Annotated in this window: 15 protein-coding genes and 1 other RNA gene; 4 read left to right on the forward strand and 12 right to left on the reverse strand. The window is 45.6% G+C overall.

The annotated features are described in order from the left end of the window. Positions 1 to 136 precede the first annotated feature (136 nt). From PHF32_05485 to PHF32_05500, 4 genes are read left to right on the forward strand one after another with little or no spacing between them, the layout of a single operon-like run. Positions 137 to 4414 (forward strand): sigma 54-interacting transcriptional regulator, encoded by a 4278-nt coding sequence (locus tag PHF32_05485; protein MDD4560172.1) that lies wholly within the window; start codon positions 137 to 139, stop codon positions 4412 to 4414. Further along, positions 4411 to 7233 carry a helicase C-terminal domain-containing protein gene (locus PHF32_05490; GenBank protein MDD4560173.1) on the forward strand — a complete coding sequence of 941 codons (2823 nt, stop codon included), beginning with the start codon at positions 4411 to 4413 and terminating at the stop codon, positions 7231 to 7233. The genes PHF32_05485 and PHF32_05490 overlap by 4 nt, the downstream gene beginning before the upstream one ends. Beyond that, positions 7230 to 8156 carry a UDP-N-acetylmuramate dehydrogenase gene (gene murB, locus PHF32_05495; GenBank protein ID MDD4560174.1) on the forward strand — a complete coding sequence of 309 codons (927 nt, stop codon included), beginning with the start codon at positions 7230 to 7232 and terminating at the stop codon, positions 8154 to 8156. The genes PHF32_05490 and murB overlap by 4 nt, the downstream gene beginning before the upstream one ends. Beyond that, positions 8153 to 8929 (forward strand): ABC transporter permease, encoded by a 777-nt coding sequence (locus PHF32_05500; GenBank protein ID MDD4560175.1) that lies wholly within the window; start codon positions 8153 to 8155, stop codon positions 8927 to 8929. Before murB ends, PHF32_05500 begins: the two co-directional genes overlap by 4 nt. A gap of 9 nt (positions 8930 to 8938) precedes the next feature. Here the strand turns inward: PHF32_05500 and PHF32_05505 are convergent, their stop codons facing one another. The 12 genes from PHF32_05505 to ffs form a co-directional block, all read right to left on the reverse strand. Next, the gene (locus PHF32_05505) at positions 8939 to 9631 is read right to left on the reverse strand and encodes a SprT family zinc-dependent metalloprotease (protein ID MDD4560176.1); all 693 of its coding nucleotides are present in this window, start codon (positions 9629 to 9631) and stop codon (positions 8939 to 8941) included. After that, positions 9618 to 10043 (reverse strand): arsenate reductase ArsC, encoded by a 426-nt coding sequence (locus PHF32_05510; GenBank protein ID MDD4560177.1) that lies wholly within the window; start codon positions 10041 to 10043, stop codon positions 9618 to 9620. Before PHF32_05510 ends, PHF32_05505 begins: the two co-directional genes overlap by 14 nt. A 102-nt stretch (positions 10044 to 10145) precedes the next feature. Continuing rightward, entirely contained in the window at positions 10146 to 11396 is a 1251-nt protein-coding gene (locus PHF32_05515; GenBank protein ID MDD4560178.1) for a glyceraldehyde 3-phosphate dehydrogenase NAD-binding domain-containing protein, read from the reverse strand. Between the two features lie 27 nt (positions 11397 to 11423). Further along, positions 11424 to 15464: a PEP/pyruvate-binding domain-containing protein gene (locus PHF32_05520; protein MDD4560179.1), complete on the reverse strand. Its 4041-nt coding sequence runs from the start codon at positions 15462 to 15464 to the stop codon at positions 11424 to 11426. Between the two features lie 306 nt (positions 15465 to 15770). Next, positions 15771 to 16829 (reverse strand): M42 family metallopeptidase, encoded by a 1059-nt coding sequence (locus tag PHF32_05525; GenBank protein MDD4560180.1) that lies wholly within the window; start codon positions 16827 to 16829, stop codon positions 15771 to 15773. A 9-nt stretch (positions 16830 to 16838) separates the two neighbouring features. Next, positions 16839 to 17234: a cupin domain-containing protein gene (locus tag PHF32_05530; protein ID MDD4560181.1), complete on the reverse strand. Its 396-nt coding sequence runs from the start codon at positions 17232 to 17234 to the stop codon at positions 16839 to 16841. A 135-nt stretch (positions 17235 to 17369) separates the two neighbouring features. Next, positions 17370 to 17735, reverse strand: a complete 366-nt coding sequence (locus tag PHF32_05535) for a hypothetical protein (GenBank protein ID MDD4560182.1) — start codon at positions 17733 to 17735, stop codon at positions 17370 to 17372. Positions 17736 to 17748: 13 nt separating this feature from the next. Next, positions 17749 to 18468, reverse strand: coding sequence for a hypothetical protein (locus PHF32_05540; protein ID MDD4560183.1), 720 nt, complete (start codon positions 18466 to 18468; stop codon positions 17749 to 17751). Between the two features lie 124 nt (positions 18469 to 18592). Continuing rightward, a complete protein-coding gene (locus PHF32_05545; GenBank protein ID MDD4560184.1) occupies positions 18593 to 19474 on the reverse strand; it encodes a divergent polysaccharide deacetylase family protein in 882 nt (293 codons plus the stop codon). After that, the gene (locus tag PHF32_05550; protein MDD4560185.1) at positions 19459 to 19944 is read right to left on the reverse strand and encodes a DUF192 domain-containing protein; all 486 of its coding nucleotides are present in this window, start codon (positions 19942 to 19944) and stop codon (positions 19459 to 19461) included. Before PHF32_05550 ends, PHF32_05545 begins: the two co-directional genes overlap by 16 nt. Continuing rightward, a complete protein-coding gene (locus tag PHF32_05555) occupies positions 19941 to 22796 on the reverse strand; it encodes a M14 family zinc carboxypeptidase (protein MDD4560186.1) in 2856 nt (951 codons plus the stop codon). The genes PHF32_05550 and PHF32_05555 overlap by 4 nt, the downstream gene beginning before the upstream one ends. 76 nt (positions 22797 to 22872) lie before the next feature. Next, positions 22873 to 22968, reverse strand: an RNA gene (gene ffs / locus PHF32_05560) — signal recognition particle sRNA small type. Between the last annotated feature and the right edge of the window lie 33 nt (positions 22969 to 23001).

The raw sequence follows: 23001 nt of genomic DNA on the forward strand, positions 1-23001 counted from the left end.
TCAGGTGTCACTTCTTATCAGGTGTCACTTCTTAGTCTCAATTGGACAATCCGAAGCGCGGGGCTTTTTTTGCTTGACAGTATGTCAATTCTTTTTACAGTTGTACTGTCAACAAACTGATTCAGGAGTATGATGAATGCCTGAAAAGCTATATCAACAGATGCATGAATTCGTATCCGAGCGCTTTAATTTGTCGCGCGTGCTGGAACAAATTCAAGACAGCAGTCACAGTCACCTGATGGAGATTACCGGCAAGTCCGGTTCTGGAAAGTCCTACCTCATTACGCCAATTATCTCCGCTTTGCAAGAGAAGTATGCGCAGATTGTGTACTTTAGCCCTCATCCCCTGTATTTCAATCATTTTACAGAGCTGGTAGGTATATTGACAGGTTTGGATGAGCATGCTCAGATGGAGCTCTTTGAAGAGCATTATTCGAAATACCTGACCGGCAAGAAATACGACTTCTTCTACTACTTTACCGAGCAATTGCTCAAGCGGGACCTCCTAAAACCTCTTGTGCTGATTGTGGATGATAGTGATGTATTGGATGCCTATAGCAGGGATTTCCTACAGTATCTGGTTCAATATGCGGCAGATACGGGGATTCAGATAGTTGCTCTTTCGCAAAAGCGGCTGTTCCCCTTCTCAATAGAAGAGAACTTGCCCAGTTTGGGAGCAGAGGATCTGCAAAAGCTCCTGAGCAACCTTTTCCCCGAAGCGGGATTGAGCTATATCTCCGAAGGAGAGATTCTGCATAAAATATCCGGTGGTAACCTTATGATCCTGGAACGGATCTTTTCAGAGATGAGAGGACAAAAACCCAAGGGTGGCTTTGACCTGAGTCTGTATTTGGAAAAGACCTACGATCCTCACGAAGTGTACTATCAAAGCTTGCAGTATCTTAGTGAGAGCCAGCTGGAACTTTTGATAACTGCATATACGCTGGATGGGATGAAATTGAGCGATATCTCCGAAGCATTGGGACGTAAGGGAATAAAGACCGATAGCAAGGTTTTGGTGGAGCGTGGTTTGTTGGCAATCGTGAACGACACTTGCGTGGTTCAGAAGAAACGTGCTTTTGGATTGTGGCTGGAAGAGAATCCGGATTCTACCCCCGCTTTGCTGAAGAAGATCAGCACGTATCTGAAGAAAAACGATGTGTTGCCGCAGGTGCTCTTGCGCTTGAACATCCGTTATGCAGCTTACAATGCGGCTCTATTCAATGAGATGTTGCAGCTGTTTATGCTGATTTCAGACGGAGAAAGCTGCATCAGCATCTACGATTATCTTCTTTCGATTAGCAAGAATGCCCAGGAAAAGATGCAAAATACGGTAAAGCTGGCAGCCTGCTATTCGAGCATCAGTCAGAAGGATAAGGCAATAGACTACTATCGTCAATGCCTTCATATATGCACGGAAAACAACTTGCCGGCGGAAGAGATTGTGTACAACCTGTCTAATACGCTTTTTGCCGTGAATTCAAATAGCTTTGCCCTGGAGATCATAAAAAAATACTCTCCTGCTACGATTGATGCCTACTGGAAATCCAGAATCCAACTGCTGAAAGGAGATATCCTTACTGAAAGCGAAGAGTTCAACGAGGCTTTTGAGACTCTTGATACGGTGCTGCAATCCATGGGCAACATCGAAGACCAGCACCAGCGCTATCTGATTCAGGCGGAAGCTAAGAAAATCAAGGGGAAAATACACTATTACATCAATGAATGGGATCAAGCTGAAGAAGCATTCAAGGAGTCTGAAACTATGTACGGCCTTGCCGATGATCATGCCGGACTGGCGGCAATCTACAACAATCTGGGTGTGTTGTACATGTTTCAGGGGGATTGGGAGCAGAGTGAGACATACTTTCTAAAAAGCTTAGCCCTGGAAAAGGACTACTACAATCTGAACGGTATTTCTGTGTGCTTCAATAACCTGGGCGGATTGATGGACGATAAGGGTGATGCTGCCCGGTCTTTATACTATCTGGAAGAAGCTCTGAAGATACAGCGTCTGCTCTCGGAACCATACAATATTACCAATATATACAACAACATTGGGGTTACAATGATGGACCACGGTGATTTCGACAGAGCTGAAGATGCGCTGAGGAAATCCCTGGAAACAGCTATAGAATTCAATTTCTTCCGAAACACTGTGGCGTCTCTGAACAATCTGGGGGCACTCAGTTTCAAGAAGGGAGATTGGAAGGGCTCCATCAGCTATTATGAAAAAGCCATCAAGCTAAGCGAAGAAAACAGCTTTGGCGAGGGGTTGCTGCGCTCCTTCAACAACCTGGGTGAAGTATATGAAAAGAGTAGTGAGTTGAACCTGGCTTATGACCTATATTTCAAGGGCTTGGAGATGCTACCCTCAGTGAGCGATGAATACATCAAAGCAGAGCTCTATGGCAATCTGGGCTCGGTGCTCACAAAACTGCACAAGTTCAAAGATGCATACCGCTACCTGATGGAGAGTTTCGATTTCTTCAAAGCACTTGGTGCCAGGGACAAGATTATCGAAGGCTGCCAAAACCAGGCCTATTACTTCATTATGACTCATAATGCCGATAGTGCGGATTATTTTCTGAATGAAGCTTTCCGTCTTGCTACAGAACAACAGAATGACTTCGAAATCGGCTGGACATACTATCTGCGTGCGCTCTTGGAACGCAAGAATCCGGAAAACGCCAAAACGCATCTGGAAGAAGCACTCAAACGCTTTGTTGCCACAAATAGTCATTACGAGCTGTCTTTGGCAAATTACGAATTGGCCGAAGTGCTGTTGGATCTGGAAGAATGGGAACAGGCTCTGCAGATATTGAAAAACAACAAGAAAGTGATTCAGCATTATGGCTCCATAAAGCTCTTGGAACAGAATGACATACTGATGCAAAGGATTTCCCGCGAATATTCCTCGCAGATGCAAGAAGTGAAGTTTGAAGAGAACCTGCTCAATCAATTTTATGAGATCACGCAGAAGCTGAATACGATTACAGATCTGGATCTGATTATCGAGCAATCTCTTACTAGCTTGATAGAGATTTCGGAGGCGGACGGCGGTATTTTATGTTTGCACAGTACAGCAAATCTACCAGATGCTTGGGAATATAAGATATTCAGGAATTTCTCGGCGGAAGACAAGGATTATGATAGCTTCATGTATCTATGTGCGGAAGTACATCAGGAGAACAAAGTACTAAACTACAAGCAACCTCATTTTGCGGCATCATACAACAATATATTGCTGTTGCCATTATCCATCCGCAAGGATACCCTGGGTGCGGTATTGCTCTTCTGCAAAAGCGGTTCACGCTACTTCAGCGAACGCATTATCAACCTCTTGAATGCGTTATCAAATCAGATAATCGTAATTATCGAGAACATCCGCAACGCAAATCTGGAAAAGACACATGCTACCATTCGGGAACAGCTTCACGAAGGCAGGTTATATGCCAATATAATTGGTAAAAGTCCGGAGATGATGAAGATTTTCGAGATCATAGAAAAGGTGAAGGACACCCCTACCACAGTGCTTTTAGAAGGAGATAGCGGAACTGGAAAGGAATTGATCGCCAGAGCCTTGCATTATGGCAGCAATCGCGCTGGGAAAGCATTTGTGGCTCAGTATTGCGGAGCTCTGCCTGAAACCCTGCTGGAAAGTGAACTGTTTGGTCACGTAAAAGGTAGTTTCACCGGAGCAGCATACGATAAGAAGGGTCTCTTTGAAATAGCCGACGGCGGTACTTTCTTCCTGGATGAGATTGCCGACATCAGTCAATCCACTCAAGCCAAACTGCTGCGATTCCTGCAGGAAGGTGAGGTGAAACGGGTTGGCGCCACCAAGACGGAGAAAGTGAATGTTCGCGTGGTCTGCGCCACCAATGTTCCGCTCTTGGATAAGGTGAATAAAGGTGATTTTCGTTTGGATCTATACTATCGGCTTAATGTGATCCGCATTCAAGTACCACCCCTAAAAAATCGTCCTGGAGACGTCCCGCTTCTTGCGATCCACTTTTTGGATAAATACAACAAACGCATTGGCAAAAATGTATCGGGCTTTACAGATGAAGCCATGAAGACCTTGGAGAACTATGAATTTCCGGGAAATGTGCGCCAATTGGAGAATGAAATTGAGCGAGCAGTAACTTTGGTGGAAGACAATACTTTCATTCATGCCTCGGATTTCTCGGAGGAAGTGCATCGTCACTTTGAGCACAGCCGCACAATTGACCTCTTGAGCACAAAGCAAAATCTGAAGGAAGCTGTGGAAGAACTTGAACGGAAAATGATCTCTGCATGCATGGAAAAGTATGACTGGAACCAAACCCAGGCAGCCAGAGAGTTGGGGCTTTCGCGCCAGGGTCTCATTAAAAAATTGCAGCGCTACAATCTATTCAGGGACGAGGGATGAAGTTTTCTGAGACGCTGAATTTTACTGCCCTGGATATCGAGACTACCGGACTATCGGAGCGCAAAGACGAGATCATCCAAATAGCTGCTATCCGCTTTCGTCAAGGCAAAGCTGTGGAAGTATTCGACACATTTGTAAGGCCAAGTCAGGCTTTGCCGAAGTTCATTATGTTCCTTACTCATATTACTAATGAGGATGTGGACAGTGCACCAGATATTGCTGAAGTATTGCCTCGATTGAAGAGCTTTGTTGGTTCCGACATCGTGGTGGGGCACAATGTATCCTTCGATCTGGGCTTCATCAACTATAACTATGGCAAATTGGCAGACTTTCCGCTAGATAATGGTACATGGGATACAGCAGAGCTGAGCAGAACCTATCTGCCCTTGAGCACAAATCACAAGTTAGGAACGATGGCAAAGCATTTTGGTATAGAGTTGGAAAACGCTCACCGTGCCGACGCTGATGCCAAAGCAACCGGAGAATTGCTGATGGCTCTGGGAGATTACGCCTGCCAAAACTTCAGTATGATTGTGAACGCGCGGCTTCAATCCTTTGCTAAAATGGCACAGATCCAGAGCACCAGCTTCTTTGAGGATATAGTCCGCTTTCAACGCCAATCTGCTATCTCAGCTCCTCCTGTTTCCGGTATCAAGAGTCCTTTTTACAATGTGATTGACAATGCCCTGCCTGCAACTGTTGATCCTCAGATCGAAGCTGTGTTTTCTGAAGATGGCATATTTGCTCAGAAGTTTCCCAATTTTGAGTTTCGCCAGGGTCAGGTTCAGATGGCCAAAGCGGTATCCGAAGCTTTCACAAACGAGGATCATCTTGTGGTGGAAGCTGGTACAGGAGTGGGAAAATCATTCGCCTATCTGGTACCAGCCCTGGAGTTTGCACAGCGCAGCAAAGCAAAGGTTGTGGTATCCACAAATACCAAGAACCTGCAGGAACAGCTTTTCTACAAGGATCTACCGCAATTGGCGAAGATATTACCTGTAGCCTTCAAAGCGGTTTTAATAAAAGGGCGGGAGAATTACGTTTGTGAAAGGCGATGGGAAGAACTAATAAACCAGAGTAGCAGGGAACTAAGTGCTTGGGATGCACACGCGTTATTGTACCTATACATTTGGAAGCTGCAGACCGTAACCGGAGACATCTCGGAAAACTCCTCTTTTGACCGGGGACGCTTCAGTATTACTTGGCGTAAAATATGCTCAGACAGATATTTATGCGGGAATCGTAAGTGCCAGCATTACCACCATTGCTACATCATGAACTTGCGTCGAGAGATCGATAATGCCTCTGTGGTAGTAGCTAATCATGCGCTGCTATTGGCAGATATGCGAATGGAGAATAGCAGCTTGGGGGAATATCACTATCTGGTGATTGATGAAGCGCACAACCTGATTTCTTCAGCTTCCAAGCATCTGGGATCCACAATATCTTACGCAGATGTGATCATTCTGATGAACCAGATTGCGGGCAGCTCACGGCTTCATAGCAGCAGCTTTCTGGCCGGATGGGACAAAGCACTGGCCAAGAGTCCGCTACCCGAAGCAAAGAAGGATCAGTGTCTGGCTGTGGCTAAGCGTTTGGAAGATGTGATCGAAGAAGCGCGCAAGCCAGCGATGGACATATTCAACTTGGCTTCGGCAATGTGTGCTGCGGCAGATTCTTACAACAAACTGCGCATCAAATCCAAGGCAGAGGCTACCGATCTATTTGCTTTGCTGGGCAAGTTTTTGCTGCTTTTCAAAGAGATACTGAAAGCAGCCAAGGCCATGGAAAACGTGATAAACTCTCTGGAAAGCAAGCAGGTTGCTGGCTACGACCGACACATGGAGGCAATCTCGGCTTTTGTGATGCGGCTTAGTGAGATGGAAGCAGTTCTGCTATACATCACAGAGCCGGATCTGGATAATTTTGCCTTGTGGATAGAGAACAATCCGCGCCCGGATCGTAATGTTCCTGCGGCAGTTCTGAACTATGCTCCCATAGAAGTAAATGTTTTTCTGAAACAGCTATTGCATTCCCAAGTGCCATCCATCGTCTTCACTTCAGCCACTCTGGGCATTCGAGGATCATTCCGCTATTTCCTCAACCAATCCGGTTTGAACTTGCTGGAGGACAAGAAAGTAGTGGAACTGTTTGTGGATTCTCCTTTTGATTATGACAAGCAGTCCAAATTGCTGATCTCCAGCTTCCTGCCGGAGCCTAAAGATAAATATTTTCAACCTCAGGCACTGTCTTGTCTGAAACAGATCTTTCAGACTGTGGATGTGGGCACAATGGCCTTGTTCACTGCCTACAGGGATTTGGATATTGTGTACAATGAAGTGGCTGACGACATGTATTATGGGCAAAGGCCGCTCTTTGTGCAGGGTAAAGGAGGCAGCCGCAGCAGCATCCTGGAGGAGTTTAAAAAGGCGAACAATGCGGTTCTTTTGGGCACTTCTTCATTTTGGGAAGGAGTGGATGTGCAGGGAGATTCCTTGTCGCTGTTGATTCTATACAAGATTCCCTTCCAAGTACCTTCAGAGCCTTTAGTAGAGGCATATATCGACAAGCTTGAACGCGAAGACAAGGACTCTTTTATGCATTATATGTTGCCAAACGCTTTACTGAGAATCCGGCAAGGTTTCGGCCGACTGATCCGCTCCAAAAGCGATAGAGGTATTGTCTTGATCCTGGATAGCAGAGTAAGCCGCAAACGCTATGGCACATATTTCAAGGAGATACTGCCCGGCAAACATCTGGAATTGAAAGATGAATTGCAACTCATTAATGAAATCACGAGGTTCTTTAGCAAAATATGAAACAGATCAAAGAACAGTTCCAACATCTGGCAGAACAGGGAAAACTGATGTTTGATGAGCCCTTGGCGCCTTATAACAGCTTCAAAATTGGAGGCCCGGCAGATGTCTTGGCAAAGCCGGACACACAACGTGACCTGATATCCCTTTTGGTATATGCCCTCCAGCATGAAGTTCCATGGTTCATCCTGGGTAAGGGCAGCAATTTATTGATAGGGGATAGAGGTATACGGGGCCTAGTGATAAGCATGGAAGGCTTCAATAAGATAACACGTGACGAGAACTATGTGTCTGCATTCGCTGGGCGGAGTCTGAAAGAACTCTGTGACTTTTGCCAAAAGGAAGGGCTGTCGGGCTTGGAGTTTGCCTGCGGGATACCGGGATCGGTGGGAGGGGCAGTATTTATGAACGCCGGAGCTTACGAAGGAGAGATCAAAGATGTACTGTATTGCAGCAAATGCCTCAGTCCCAGCTTGGAAAGCCTGCAAAGCAGCAATCCCATCCTTCATCTGAACAAGGAAGCTCATGCTTTTAGCTATAGGCATAGTGCCTTGCAGGATAGAGGTCTGATCCACCTTAGTTCGGTATTTCAGCTGATTGTATCCGATCCGGAAGAGATTCGGGCAACAATGGATAAATGGGATGCGATGAGAAACGAGAAACAACCGATGGATATGCCCAGTGCGGGTTCTGTGTTCAAACGCCCTGAAGGCCATTTTACCGGTAAGCTGGTCGACGATTGCGGACTGCGCGGATTCAGAATTGGCGGCGCACAGGTATCCAATAAACACTGCGGCTTCATTGTAAATCTGGGCGGAGCTACTGCCAGGGATGTAAGAGATTTGATCCAACACGTGCAGCGTACAGTGTATGAACGATTTAAAGTGCGATTGGAAATGGAGATCAGGCAAGTAGGGGAGATGTGAAGAAGAGCCTTCTCCCTTTGGGATTCCTGCTCTTGCTGTTGATATTATGGCAGTTCGTCAGCAGTACTGCAAAGATAGCTTTTTGGATAGTACCCGGACCTAAGGCAGTACTGGACGTTTTCGTTCATAATTCAGATTTGATCTGGCATCATTTGAAGCCGACGCTGCTTGAGGCAGTAACAGGCTTGCTCATCAGCATTGTCTTGGGATCTGCTACAGCGATTTTAATGGATGCATCTAAGTTGTTCAAGCAGATTATCTATCCATATTTGCTGGTTTCTCAGACTGTGCCGATCATTGCTGTGGCACCGATCATAATAATCTGGTTCGGATATGGCGTATCAGCAAAGATTTTTACCGTGATATTAGTGTGTTTTTTCCCAATTGTCTTGGGATTATTTGAGGGATTTCAACAAGTGTCCGTAGATCAACTTCGACTGATGAAGGCTTTGGGGGCAACGGGCTACAAGTGCTTTCGATATCTGAAGCTTCCCGCTGGTCTTCCTGGGTTTTTTACCGGTTTGAAACTGGCTGCCACATACAGCGTGATGGGAGCCGTGATAGGCGAATGGCTGGGGGGAAAAGCCGGATTGGGCATCTATATGACCCGGGCAACAAAGTCCTTCCATACGGCTCATGTCTTCGCGGTGATCTTTGTGATAATACTGCTCTCGATGCTGCTGTTTGGCATAGTGGCATTACTGGATCGTATCTTTCTGCGCTGGCGTTATCAGCGCATGGACGAATATGTGGAACCGAAGAGACCGACATAATGATTCTGTTTAACTGTTTTGAGGGAAAATCCTTAAGCTTTTACCCCTATCTTTCAGCCAATGTCTATGTAGCTTGTAGTCTGGATCCATTTTTCCCAAAAGAGCGTAGAACTCGCTGGAGTGATTCATATGTATCAAGTGGCACAACTCATGTAAAATGATGTAATCCTGAATAGCTGTCGGAGCCAGGATCAGGAATTTACAAAGATTCACATTTCCCAGAGTGGAACACGATCCCCATTTGCTATGAGTCCAGCGGAGCGCAATTCTGTTTACTTTAATGCCGTGTTCCGAAGCCAGAGTCCGGCATCTGCTGCGCAAGTATTCCGCCTGGCTGGAGTAGAAGTCTTTCAATACCTCCACTATCTGCGACTGATGGGCTTTGGAGACACACAGTATATGCATATCAACGTTCAAAAACCATATATACTCTTCTGTATCTATGTAGTGGAGCGTAAAGTCATCACCCATAAGCAGGAGCTTCGAGCCATCAGAATAGTCGAAAGAGGGGGAATCCAGGTTGTAGCTGTCAAAGAGTTGTTGGAGCCTGTTTCTGTTGCGTTTGATGTCTTGTTGGATGTAGTCCATGGATAGGCCGTGGGGCGCTTTGATGGACAGAGTATCGTGATCAATCGCCGTATAGCATATGGTGTTGCGTCTGGATGTATATATTAGCTTCAGTTTTATCTTATCGAGACTCATAATTCTGTAACAGGGGGAGCAGTTTGTTCACGATTTCAGTGCGTACTTTTCGAAAGCCTAGTATAGCTTCATCAAAATCCAACACGCCGTATCTTAATGGATCTTCCAGACTGAGATGAATGCGAGGAATGGGTTTTAGAAAGACGGGGCAGTTTCTTTTTGCACTGTCACATACAGTGATTACGAGATCCAAGTCTTCAGAATCCCAAAACTCCGAGATGGATTTGCTGCGTAAGCCATGAACATCAATGCCCAGTTCCTCCAATGCCATGATCGCATAAGGATGCACGTAGGATGGATGGGTACCGGCGGAAAATGCCTGCCATTCATCCTTTAGATAATGGTTTATCAAAGCTTCCGCCATGATACTGCGGCATGAATTTCCGGTACAGATTATCAATACTTGTTTCATGCTTGCAACGCTACAGAGAGCAGGTATGCGGTCAAGCATAAAGTCGAATAGTAGGTATACAGAAAAGGCCCGGGATCCCGGGCCTGTGTTGGTTAGTAATCTTTACATGCTTTTACCGGCTATGTAGTTGGTCAGCCTCGAAAGACTGTTTACATAAGAGCCAAGCTCATTGTCGTACCAACCAAATATCTTGGCATGAGTAACCGGCATTTCAAGTTGTTTATCGGTTTTAAGTCCCTGTTGAGCCAGAGCTTCGGGAGGGAAGCTGATAAAACCGGTTCGGGTATGAGTTTCGTGTGCTTCTATGGTGATAGCAGCCATGCTGCCGATCAAATCTGCTGACACATTTTGGCGTTCGCTATACACTAAAAGGTCTTTTTGAGCGCCTTTTGCAGCAGCAGCATATACATCGTTGATTAACTTGCGGTTGATCAAGGGTTCACCCAAGTCGTCCATCTGTGTATAGAAGGTTACGTTCAGGTTTATCAGTGATACCGTGTTTGTGGGTATGCGTACGCTATCTGCCATGAATCCGATGTTTTTGATCTCTGGCATCACGAGTTCCAGGGCTTTTGCTGCACCGGTAGTGGAGAGGATGATATTGTTGATCACACTGCGGGATTTGCGCAAATCCGTGGCTCCGGTTTTGGGTACGCTGTCCAGGATGGATTGGGTGTTTGTAGCTGCATGGATTGTGCTCATGGAAGCCGTTACGATCCTGGATGTGAGGTTGTTTTCCAAGAGAGGTTTGATCATGTGGGAGAGACCCGTAGTAGTGCAGGATGCAGCGGAGATAATGTGGTGTTCCGCGGGATTGAATTCCAGGTGATTGATACCATAGATCATGGTCTTTGCGTCGGGAGGAGTCTGTGCTGTGCCCTTGATCTTGAAAGGAGCACTACAAATCACTTTCAAAGCTCCAGCATCCAGATGTCCGCGCAGGCAAGGTTTTCCGCCTTCGGAGGCCATGGTTGGATCCAGGAAGTTACCGGTGCAATCCACCACAATCTTCACGCCTTCGTTTAACCAATTGATGTCTTTAGTATCTCTTGCAGTTCTTAGGACTTTAACGGGAATACCATCGATTTCCAGGATGGGCTTGTCTTTGTCCAGGATCTTGATTTCCGCTTTACCACCTACCACACCGTGGAGGAACTTGTGGATGGAACCATATGTACTGTCTGTTTCGATCACTTGGATCAAGTCGTCCAATGTCTTCCCGACATCACGACCACAATTAACTACAATACCGTCGAAGTACTTCAGGTGAATCTGATTCCAAAGCACGAGCTTTCCGATTCTTCCCAAGCCATTGATACCCAAGAGGTTCTTGTTTCGTAAGCTGAGGTTCATGCTTGCGATCTCCTTTTATTTTTTGTGCTATACCAAAGATTGTACGCTTTGCAAGGGATGCTTGCCCAAGTATATGGTTCCGCCATTGGCGTCCAATGTAATCATGTCTCCGGCCTTAAACTCCACATTCTTAATCTTGCACGTGGAGTTTTCTTCGTTCACCACCAAATCTCTGCAATTTACTACTCCGATCAGGCCCAGACGGGTTGCGGTAACAGCAGCATGTGAAGTTACTCCGCCCCGGGAAGTGAGTAATCCCTGACACTCAAAGAGCATCATCATATCGTCCGGAACAGTATCCGGGCGTACCAAAATAAGGGCTTCTCCATGATCTTTAAAGCGGTGTATGTCTTCTTGATTGATCACTATAATCCCATTCACTGCGCCTTTGCCGATGCCAATACCGCTTCCCAGACTTTCCAGATGCAGATCTGAGGTTCCTAACACCTGATATTCGGGGCTTTTGTGGATTACCTGGTTACGAGTCTGCAGTATGTAAAGCTGCTTTTCGGAGCTTCCTTCAAAAGTGAATTCAATTTCTTGATGGGGGTAGTTGTGATCTTCGATCAGTTGCCTGGCATAACGCAATAGGCTGTGATACAAAGCAGGGAAATCTTTCTCCAAAGATACGTCGCCATTGCGGTGAAAGCGTTCTGCTTCGGAAATTGGCAGAGTATGAACCAAGCCTGCAACTACATCCTCACCCTGGCTACATAATGTAAAATCCCCATTCAGGAAAATCCCAGGCTCTTTATGCCAATCCGCATGTGTGAACACTACTCCGGTACCGCTATTTAGTGAGATGTTTCCCAAGACCATTTTTTGGATGATTACCGCCGTGCCCCATTCTTCAGCGATGTGAAGCTTTGCCCTGTACATCCTGGCTCGTTTTGTGTCCCAGCTATCCAGCACGTGGGATATGGATTTATAAAGCTGGCGGTAAGGATCTTGCTCCAGAGATATGTTGTAATTGGAAAGGACTTTTTTGTAATCATCCACCATCTCGCGCATTTGCTGTGGTAAGAATTGTGTTTTTTGCCGTATCTCGTAAGATTTCTTGTAGTTTATCATCACGTTGTCAAATTCATCACGGGGGATGCCGTAGGCCATGCCCCAGCTTTGGATCAGGCGCCGGTAACAATCCCAGGCTGTCCAACCGTAATTGGGGCGTTGAGATAGCTTCAGAGTTATCTCATCCGTAAGGCCGATATTCAGGAAGGTATCCATCGCACCGGGAAGACTCATGGGAGCACCGGAGCGCACGGAGAAGAGCAGTGGTTTTTGCGGATCACCAAATCCCAAGCCTGTATAACGCTCCATCTTATGTAAATTATCCCACAATAACTGGTCAAACTCGCTGGAGATATCCGGGTGGGTATTGATGATTTTTCTGTTTCTAAAGAGATCAGTAGTGATCACAAAACCGGGAGGAATGGGGAATTCATATTGGTGCATACGCTTCAGAAAGAAGGCTTTGGAGCCCAAAAGCACTTGGTTTTCGATGCGGGAATTTCGAGTATATAGATGGAAGAAGAGACGATCGGGATCGTAGGACATCAGTTGGACGATGTTCTCTTTGCTAAAGAGCTGTCGCATCTGAGTGAGGGATTCCAATATCCTGGTAATAAAATTGTCCAAACCCTGTACCAGAAAGGATGTTGAGAGCAAGTTTCGATAGAATTCTTCGGCAAAAATCTCGTTTCTGGTACGACTGTCTTCATCAGCTTTGGCCCGTGATAATTGGTTGTCGTAAAAGCGGTAATAGTATTCATTGGCCAGTTCATTTACACTGTCTTTCAACAGGTTGAAGATATCCAGATATTGCTCCAGGGAAAGATTCGAGATGTTCTGAACTGAGCTAAGCATAGCCAGTGCTGTACTGAAGGCATCGCTGGTTACCATCTCCTGTCGCATGGCATAATCGTATATTTCCAAGATGCGAACAATGCGGCGCATGGTTTTCCCGTTTATATAGTTCAGATTCAATTGTCCCACACTACGTTCAAAAAGGCGCCGGATCACATTCTCCAAGCGGAACACCATACCCATGGCTTCCAATTTGGGCTCTCTATACATGCCATACATTGAAGGAATTCCGGCAGCGATATGCCGCTTGTAATAGATGTTTTCCCAAGGGCTAGTGGGTTTTGGATCCAGAATCTGAGCATTCAGTCTTCCAATATAAGTCAGCATCTGCCGTATGGAACTGTCATAATCCCTGCGGGTTAGGCTGCTGCGCAGGCGATTCTGTTCGTGTCCGTCAAAGAAACTATAACGGGAAAGGAATTTAACGATATCGTAGGGATCCAGGTTGTACTTGTCTTTTAACAGGAAGTGGCAATAGCACAATAACTTCAGACGTTTATTGTAGTAATCCTCTTCCATATCTGCAAAGATGATCTCCGCCTTCTGCCACGATAGCGATAGCAATTCTGAATCCGTAAGTTTGTTATCTGCCAAAAACTGCTTGGTTGCGCGGCTCTGGTGCAACGTACGCTCATCAATCTCCTGAATGCTCTCCCATACATCGGCGGGGATAATGTGCTCCAAAGGGCTGGGATCCAAGGTAATCCAATAGCGCAAGATACATTCTATCAAGGTGATATGAGTGTTATTGCTTTCGGTGTGAACCTGTTTACGCAGGAAGTGGATCAGGCGGTCTTTTCTTTGGGACAACTCATCCAGATTGGTGCTGGTGTCTCTTATCTCCCCTTCTGCGCCGATTTCATTGAAGAATACCGGAAACATGCGCAAGAGATGTTTGCATTGCACGAAGATGGTCTTGATATTGGCGCCCAAAAACGCAGAGACGTCTTTTTGAAACAGGTCTGTATCCGAAATGAATACTCCGTGCTTGCTCATACTGATTATGGTGAAGGCCAGAAGATCTTTATTTTGCACGGGATTGATGGCGATAAGCTCAAGCAGGATTCTGAGGTGTTTTACGTGGTTTTTGTCCACCTCAATCTGCCAGTCTCCGGATATCCGTACTTCACCCGGAGGAGTAAAGCCAAGATCTATAATGTGGTCGATTATATGCTTGTGTAATGAGCTGTTACTCCCCTTCAGCACAGCTCTCCCGATGGTCAGAACACAATCCAGCACGATGCTCATATGGGTTTCGGTAAAGTGTTTCAGAGTGTCAAACACAGTATCGACCATATCGTGAACTTCATCTATGGAGAGCTCTTGATACATGTCTGCCAATTGCCGATTCAGATCCCACAAAAGGTGGTCCATCATATCCAACATCGTGGGTTGTCCTAAAAGAAAGAAGATATACTGCACTCTGTGGCTCAGAGAGGCAAACTCGCGAATGTAATCCCGATGCAAGGTGGCAATTTCGGTGAAGGCAGGCACTATCTTGAAGTCTTCCGGGCTTGAAGCCTGTTTCAGGTGTCTCTGCCAATGGTAATAGAATTTGTCGTTTGGCAACAGGCTTTCATCTATGTTCTCAGGTACATTTTTGAGCGCTTTCAACCACTTGCTGATGTTTGTGTTTTGCTGCCAGTAGCTGAGGTTTTCCGAGAGGATCAATCTTAGCATGGATACGACAACATCTTTCTCATGGCATTTATGACCCAAGAATATCAGAGTTCTGCGAGCCTGAGTACTGAGACGGATAAACAGGGGCAGATTGTTTTCGATAAAGTTCTTCAGAATATGCAGTAACTCATTAAATATATCGGGTAGATCCTGCTCACACATGGCTTGGCTGAATTCCAGGAAATCGCTGAAAAGCTGCATCCGTTCTGCGTCTTTCTGGCATAATGCCTCTGCCTTGCGATACATATCCAAGATTATCCGAATGCATCTCTGGGGATTTTCATTTTGAGAAGTAAACCACCAAAGATCTCCTAATACGCTGGCACGCATCAGGCTCAGAGTAATACTGGGATTCACAAATGGATGGTACAGTTCATCCAGAAAACTGCGTAAGCGTTGGTTTACTCCATAGAAGTTTCGGGATACATCAAGTAGCCAAAGCGCGGACTCATCCAGTTCGATCTCAGCTACTTTTGTAGCGCGCAGATTTTCTGTCAGGGCCTTAGAAACTAATCTCTCCACTATCCTCTTCCTCTGGAATTAATCGCGGTTGTAACACCCACTCCTGCCTGTTATAATATCCTTAGCTTTCTGTCAAGAGAATTGCAGATTAAGGTTTTTATTTTGCAATATACTGAAGCTTTGCTATGTCATTTCGTTTGGCATAAAGCAGTGCTGAAGCAGATATCATCCCGTTATGATCGAGTGGGCACTCGATCATAACGGGATGATATCTGCTTTAATATAACTCCAACAAGGGAGGATGAGGAGACACTAATAAAGGCACTGCTAGGGTGAAGCAGTGCCCAAGTGTCTTAAGATAATTGTTTATCTACTCAAGTCGAACTTTGTATCTACTGTCTTCACAAATTCCGTGAGGAGTTTAACCGCGTTATCAATATCCTGCAGACTTATAATCTCATTGGGAGAATGCATGTAGCGATTGGGGATGCTCAGAACTGCCGTTGCTACTCCGCCCCGTTGAGCATGAATAGCGTCGGCATCTGTTCCCGTATAACTGGGAGATATCTCAAGCTGCATGGGAATCTTGAGCTTTTTTGCCAAGCTTTGCAGATGTTTATTCAAACCGGGATGCAGCGCTGCACCGAGTGTGAGAGTGGGACCTTTACCGAGTTTTACATCGCCGAATTTGCGTTTATCTGCATTGGGAACATCCGAGGTGAAGGTTACGTCGACGGCGATGGCAATATCCGGTTCGATCTTATAGGAGCTGGTGCGAGAGCCTTTCATGGTGGTTTCTTCACCAACCGATGATACAGCGTAATAATTTGCCGAGATGGGTGTTTTGCTAAGGGCTTTCATTACAGCAGCGGCAATATACACTCCCACCTTGTTATCTGTAGCCTTGCTAACGATCAGATCTTCGCTAAGCTCTTCGATTTCACTGTGAAGAGTAATGATATCTCCTACACAGACTCTTTTTTCAGTATCCTTCTTGTCCTTGGCACCGATGTCGATCCAAATATCCTCCATCTTCAGCTTGGGAGTATCTGAATCTCCACGAGTCATGTGAGGGGCGTTTTTGCCGATGATTCCACGTACGATTTTCCCATCGTGATGGATATCCAGGCGCAGACCCGGCAACAGATTTACGTCAAATCCACCTAAGGATTTCACATAGATGTATCCGTTCTCATCGATGTAGTTTATCATAAAACCGATTTCATCGGCATGGCCGACAATCATCACCTTCAGATCGCTGGAGCCGCGCTTAAAGGCGATCAGGTTGCCGTTTACATCAGTAGAAATGTCGTCGCAGGTACCGCGAAGATAATCTCTGGTTATCTTTTGTGCTTGGGATTCAAAACCGGAAGGACTGGCTACATTCAACAGCTTATAGAGGTATTCTTTGTTGCTCTTATTCATTAAAGTCCCTTAGCAGTTATTTGCTTCTTCATCAGCGAAAGGATTCATGGTCCTCTTCATCGCTGGTTTTTCGTGAGGGATGAGGCAGAGGAACTTCAAGGTGTCCTCGCCTACGTTTTTAAAAGCATGCATCATGCCGGGATCAACATACATTATGTCGTTTTCGGCAAAGGGAAGTTCTCCGCGTTCTGTAACGAGAGCTCCCTTCCCGGAAAGGCAATAGAGTTCATGTTCCCATTCATGCTGATGATAGGGGGTATGGCCGCCTGGTTCCACTTCAAACATGCGCATGGCAAAGTTTGGAGCGCCATCATTTTGGCTGATCAACCATCGGATTTGAGCTCCTTTGGCGCCTTCAGCATTTACTGGTTCCAGTTCCACATTGTCATAGTGTATTACTTTCATGGGATTCCTCCATAATGTTTTTGTTTTGTAATAAATAAGATAAGTGCTTTACGTGGCATTGCCATAATAAATGCATACTAAAATGGTGGAGTAAAGTAACTCCACCACAAGATTGTGTGCGGTAGACAAAAGGAATTATTCCTCGGTATCGGGCTCCTCTTCGGGTGAAGCTTCGGTTTCCTCAGCTTTGGCCTGAATGTCTATATCTACGGAGCATTTGGCTACTTCGGGGTAAAAATCGTCGATATACTCACGAATGGTATTTTCGATGTCCTCGTGTTTATCGAGAATCTCTTGGCTAAAACGCACTTTGATAGAGAGATAACTCATGGTCTGGTTGATGTCTACTTTGGGTTGTTCACCATATACGTTGGACAGAAACTCAGGAAGCGATTTGGAGAGCTTTACCGTTCCACTTACGCGACGGTATGCTTTCATACCCAAATGAGCGGCTGCAGCAGTTCCACCAATAAAGAGCAGAGTTTTGAAGAACTTTTTCATTATTTAAACCTCATTATTTGTAGATGGATTTGATTTTTCCCCAGCTGCGGTTTTGAACCGAAACAGGCTGGTGCACTTCAATATCTGAACCGGAAACAGGATTCAAAGCAAATTCACCAAAGCTGAATGTAACAATGCCGGTAATCGATGAATACTGATTTCCGGTGCTTTTTGTGGGATTGATGTTTGTACTGCCAAAATTCCCCAACGAAATTGTGCACATACCGGTGCCATCGCTTACCAGAAGGCGGTTACGAGTGCTTTTCTGCCCGGAAGCACTGACTGAATGAACACGAGCATACACACTTTCATAAGCTTCAGCTTCTACAGAGTGAGTGATCTGGGCAGTAGTGAGATTGGCGGGTTTTGGCAGGGGGTGGTTGCGTTCCAGGATTCTAAGGGAAGTGATATCTTGCAAAGTGGTCACTCCAAAACTTTCCTGAACCACACCGCTAAGCCTAATGCGGTCTCCAACCTGAACATCGCTGCGGCGCTCTAAAACTAGCAAATCGGTAAAAGGCCCAGCTACGGATTCGGAGATGAAGAAACCACCAGATTTGTAGTTCACGGCGGTTATAATGCCTTCTGTGCTAACGCTCTTTCCAGCGTATTGGGAGGGATAAGTATTGTCACTACCGGGGAATGCGGTATATTGAATATCGTATATAGAGATGCTCCAGGCCGAAACAATCAGGCCTGTAAACAGGGTTGTAAGTAATATATACCTTCTCATACTTTACCTCTATAAGTCATTTTATATGCCTTGGTATCCTGTCAAGCAAAATCGACGCTCCTTTTCAGAATTGTGGATTCATATCCACAAATCAGGAGCCCGGCAATCAACAAATTACTCATTATTAAGCTCTAACTTTCGGGAAAGCATCGCGCAAAGATACCAAGCGTAAGCCCATACTCTCTATCTGAGTAATGAACTTCCTCATTGCATCGAGTTTTTCGCGATTATGACAGTGACTAATGATGACAATCGGTTCTTTGCGCCCTTTATACTTGGCCAGGGATTCTATCTTTGATGCCAGAGTGGCGTCGCTGACATCCGGCACATCCAGGAAGATATCACGTTTGGCAGTAAAAAGATCCAAATCTCTTGCCGCACTATAGACCGCGCTTTGAGAAGTAGTGGCGCTATCGATTAGAAACAATCCTTTTTTTGCCAGATGGCTTAGCACCGTCTTCATTGTGGGCAAGCTAGCTGTAGTGGCACTACCCATGTGGTTGTTGGCAGCAACAGCCATGGGCATTTGGGCAATAAAACCATCCAGAGTTTTCATAATATCTTTTTCATCCATGTCTTTAGATATATACTTCTCACCGGGACTAATACTGCTATTTTCCGCTTCCATGGGAATGTGAATGATCACTTCATGCCCTTTGCGGCTTGCCATACTGGCTGCTTCCTCACTATGGGAAAGATCCGGTAGTACTGCAAAAACCACTTCATCCGGAAGATCAGCAAAATCCTCCAGAAGTTGACCTCCACTATTGCCGAAATCATCGATAATGATAACTACATCTGGCATATCCTCGGATTTTGTCCAAGAGTATTGATAGCTTTGTAATGGATTATCGTTTTCAACGGGACTATCCATTTCTGAATCCATAACAATCTCATCAGATTGTTCCGTCTCTGTGTGAGTAGCATTGTCCATCTCATCGGGTTTGGCTTTACAACCGAAGAGCAGCAACAAAGCGATAATAGGGAAGATCAGTTTTCTAGCCATGTTACCTCGTCCGTCTCAATAATGTTTAGTTTATCTGTGGTACCGGCAAGTACCTCCAGAACGTATTTATTTGCTCTTTCAGGATATATGGGGTCTTCGTTGAAGGGAATAGTGTCTTTGGCGATGTTGATAATCTTGTTGTAGTGATCTATAAAGATCATATCCAGACTAAGGTAAGTGTCTTGCATCCAAAAGGAATGATAATCAATCTGTTCAAAGACAAATAGCATTCCCTGGTTTTCTTCCATAGTTTCCCGATATTTGAGCCCTTGAGCCAGTTCCTTTTCGCTTTTTACTATTTCCACGTCGAACTCAGCTTTCAGAGTACCGTTTACGGAATGAACTTGCAGCGTTCCATCCTTTCGGAAAGTATAGCTGGACTTTGCTTTCTCTTTCACCGGAGCTTGGGGACATCCGCTGAGCAAAAGGGAGGAGAGGATCAGGAAGATGGATAGGGCAATGTGTCTCATTTACTTAGTACCATTTTCCTACATATTGTCTGCTTACCTGTTTTCAACCGATAGAGATAGATACCAGAGCCAACCGCATTACTGTTGGTATCCATACCGTCCCATACAAGCGAATGAGTACCCGGGTTTAAGTTAGTATCCAGCAGGCGTCTGACCAATTGTCCCTTGGTGTTATATATTTTCAAACTCGCTGGCCCGGCATCCGGTAAACTGAAGCTGATTGTGGTGCTGGGATTAAAAGGATTTGGGTAGTTTTGACATAGTGTTAGCTGGGGACCGGGGATGGTGATTTCTGCACTGTCTGAAGGATGCACTTCGATTTCGGCATCAAAGCCGTTTATTTCTGCGAGCAGGTTAAAATTGCTTTCAGGATTTTGCAGAGCCACACTGATGTCTTGTTCTGGTACGAACGCATAGGCGATATAGCTTAGCAATCCATCTTCCTGGTTAATGGCAACATAATATGGCGTATCAGGGGGAATAATCGTAGGATCCTGGATGCCGTAAGGTATATTGATGTGAAGACTGCGAAGCTCATCAGAAAGGCCGATCTGCAGATTGTCGCCCTCCATAAATGGATTGATCTCTGCTTCAGGCAGAATCGGAGACAGAGGATCCTGAGGAGGGAACAAGTAGTTACTGTCCTTCATATATCGCAAGATGTTGAATGCATCCAGAGTCTTTACACCTTGAAGAAGGTCGGTATTGGCGTTGATCAATTGTGCGGCACTCAGATTTCCTCCCACGCTGTAGTCCAAAACCGCCTGAACATCAGCAGGGCTGATAACTCCGTCCAGATTCACATCTCCAAGGATCGGCTCACCGGTATCCGTACCGGTGATAATCAGGTCGTCTATATAGATGCCGTCTCCGGTTTGTGACCAATCGCTAACAAAACGGAAACGCAGAAACATGAATCCATTTGTATAGGCATCAAGAGAGTAGGTAAGGTTGATCCAGTCCGGTTGATTCCCGGTAATCGCATCTAGTTGATCCCAGTTGTTTCCATCGGAAGAAGCCTCAACATACACAAAATCATAACCGCTTTCCAAATTCCACTTTGCTCTGAACTGGAGCTGGGGAGTGTCGATGTTCTGCAACGACACAGCGGAAACCAGGCTGACGGGAATATTCTGATTCGATGAATAGTTTCCTGATGGAGAATCCGTGAGAACAGAGCTGCCATCTTCCTGGACTATGCCCCAGTTTCCTGTAACGTTCCAATTTATGATGCCATTTTCGAAGTCATCGTTGAAGATTGGCGGTTGCAGCACCAGAGTTACAAGATCTTCTTCTCCGTGCTTACGCAGTTGCAGTGTCCTGTGAAATACTCCACCGCATCCTATAGCAGAAACCTCGTAATCTCCTTCAGGTATGTTTTCCAGGTAAAAGCAGCCATTGGCGTCGCTTTGGAGCAGGATTTGGGGATCGGTCATGATCATTATGGTAGCTTCTGGGTTGATGAAGCCTGAGATATCTCTCACAATACCAGAGATATTCATAATGGAAGCTTGTGGCAACACAAAATTGTGTTCTATAGATCCAGAGGCAGGTACAGTGAGGACTGCAGTCTGAGGTATGTATCCCGGTGATGAAGCTTGGATAGTGTATGTGCCTGGCAGCAGGATGCGATGGTAGTCTCCTATGGTGGTATCGTTACAGATATCCTTGTCGTTGCCAATGATGCTGATAGTGGCGGGTAGGGGAGAACCATCAGAATCTGTAACTGTGCCTTTTATGCCATTTTGTGCATAAGCGATAAAGTCCAAAATAGATTGCCGGTTATCATCCCAATACCCATCTAGAGTAGAGGTGTTTGGCCATTTTATGCTACTGATTTCGGCGGTTAGTTCGATGTTGTTTGTAAAGCCATAATTCCAATCCTGCATACTACCGGTAATCACATACCAGGCTGCTCCGTTTGTGATCCCGTTGTCGAATTCATTGCTGTTGTACATAGGCAGGTTTTGCGAGGAGTAGGTGAGGGACATATCAATAATCATCTGATTATCCGGTGTGAGGGCGTGAGTGTAATCCCAAGGGTAGTTTAGCACCAGGGCACCGCCATGAAAATTTATACCGATGCAGAAATTGTGGTCTTGACTAAAGTCCATCATGGCAACGTTCTCCGTGGCAGTAGGGTAGCCATCCGGATTTGTGATACCATTGGGCATGGGGAAATTCCGGTTCAAATCGATTCCCGCTGCATTGTATCTTTCGCCGTTCACATAGCCGTCAGGATTCATCAAAGGAGCTATCCATAGCTCGGTATTGTTTACCAGTTCGGTAATCACCGGGTCGATATTGTAATTCTCGGTAAGGTGTTTAATCAAGCGCAACATCATCACATAGCCTACGGTCTCGTCGCCGTGAATACTGGCAACCAATTTAACTTCTGGTTCTGCTTCATTCACAGTCACATTATCCGAGATTTTCATGAAGTAAAGGGGATTACCCTGTATGGAAGTGCCATACTGCTCCAGATGGCAGATATTCGGAAAGGATGATGCTCTTGTCTGCATAAAATTGATGTATTGCGGTATGCTGTAGTATTCGTTGATCAGCGTATTGGATTTCCAGGCGGTATCACGGAGCTGTTCATAGTATTCCCGGGAGGGATCGGGGATACGTTGGGCATCTAAGCCCAGAGACTTCAATAAATCATACTCGGTATCGTTCCGAACATAAGCGATGATGGTGCCGTTGTGTCTGGTTACGCTGTCTATGCTGATATTTAGTGCGATTATCTGCTTCACATCCTGATCCAAGTTCCAGCTTTGAATACGTACCGGGTAGGCAAATAGCGAAGCAAGACCAAGAAGAGACAGCGCAAGCAAGATATAGTTCTTCATTTAAGTTCCTTTTATATATAATCCTAATGGATGATATCGTACAATTATTAAGCAATTTTGCAGCCGATTACCAAAAAAAAGCCAGGTGGCAGCGCACACATCTGAGATTGCTTAATGCTGCTTCGTTCCCGACCTGACATGATTCACATTCAGACATTGGCTGTACCTGGCGTGAGCAGCACATATCCGCAGCGGTTTTTTGTCA

The sequence above is a fragment of the Candidatus Cloacimonadota bacterium genome, assembly GCA_028706475.1.
Lineage (GTDB): Bacteria > Cloacimonadota > Cloacimonadia > Cloacimonadales > Cloacimonadaceae > UBA5456.